Consider the following 1,140-nt stretch of genomic DNA (forward strand, 5'->3'; position numbering starts at 1 on the left):
CTGTTGGACAGCTGATGATTCGCATCTCCAGCTTGGCACTTCGATGCCGCTCAAAACAGCGGGAGGAGTCCATTCCATCACTCCAGTCGACGTCCCCGCTTCGCGGGGCCGCGCCTGAGTTTTAGCGTTGGGCAGCATGACATGACACGCCAAGGTCTTTCAGAATGTCACGCCGCGATGTGGGCAAGAGCGCAGCGCCTATCGAGCGAGGGAGATTCGCCAGCCCTTATAGAGGTTCTGAAGGTTCTTGTGGCTGAGCGCCCAGATGTGGGGACTTTTGCGGCCACATATGCAAACGAAATAAAACACAGTGAAGGGCCGCAAAGAGCGTTGCCGTTCTTCACTCGTGCCGTCGAGCTTGATCCGGGAAAAGAGATATTCTCATTAGGCCTTTTCCACTGTCTTTGGGAGCTTGCACAGTATTCGAACGCAAAGCGCGAAATGGATCGGTTCTTGTCGGTGGGAGAATCGAAAGACTATGAGGAATTCAAAGCAAGCAAAGAATTTTGGGCCGTCATTGATAGTTCGCCGTGATTCTGCCCAACCAGCCGTACATGGACTCCTCCCGCAAGCCCGCAGGTGAAGTGAAGCGCTGATCGCGGCGTGCGAAGGTGGTTGCAGTCGTACATTCGGCTTCATCGAGGGCCTGCGATGCAGGCCGAGCCTTCATGGAAATTCGCGCCGGGAGCGCCACACGTTCGCAACGAGCTTTTCGCTCACGCTGGTTATCGGCTTTCTCTTCCGGACGGTCCGACCGTCTACGCCATGATCTGCTGTCTTCTCCTGCGCAACCCTCGGAAACGTTTGCTGCTGCTGTGATGAATCAGGCCGCAGCGGCCTGATTCGGATCAAACACCGTGCCGTGCCGCCAGGTCGCCCAGGCGATGCGCGCCAGCTTGTTGGCTAATGCACACGTTGCCTTGTTGTGGTTCGTTCGCTCTTTGAGCGCAAGCGCCCAACGCTGCAGAGCGTTGAGGCTTTGCCCGGCGCGTTGCATTTGTCCGGCCCGAAGCAGCACCGCTCTGGCGCCGTGCGTGAGCAGCATGCGCACGTAGCGGTCGCCACGCTTGCTGATGCCGCCGAGTTTTCGGATGTGGCCGCTGGAATGCTCGCGCGGCGTGAGGCCAAGCCACGAGGCCA

The 1,140-nt window shown here is 58.4% G+C and carries 2 protein-coding genes; one reads left to right on the forward strand and one right to left on the reverse strand.

Annotated features, from left to right (window positions below):
* The first annotated feature begins 141 nt into the window (after nucleotides 1-141).
* On the forward strand, nucleotides 142-534 hold the full coding sequence (locus G7Y85_RS20025) for a tetratricopeptide repeat protein (protein ID WP_166261804.1): 393 nt from the start codon (nucleotides 142-144) through the stop codon (nucleotides 532-534).
* A gap of 289 nt (nucleotides 535-823) precedes the next feature.
* Here the strand turns inward: G7Y85_RS20025 and G7Y85_RS20030 are convergent.
* Nucleotides 824-1,140: transposase (locus tag G7Y85_RS20030; protein WP_166261807.1), on the reverse strand; the 317-nt coding region annotated here is incomplete at its 5' end.

Origin of the sequence: Solimonas terrae (assembly GCF_011067135.1) — a bacterium.
GTDB lineage: Bacteria > Pseudomonadota > Gammaproteobacteria > Nevskiales > Nevskiaceae > Solimonas > Solimonas terrae.

What these genes read in the sequence shown, in the direction of transcription:
- G7Y85_RS20025 (WP_166261804.1), top strand. Translation starts at nt 142, where the DNA reads ATGACACGCCAAGGTCTTTCAGAATGTCACGCCGCGATGTGGGCAAGA.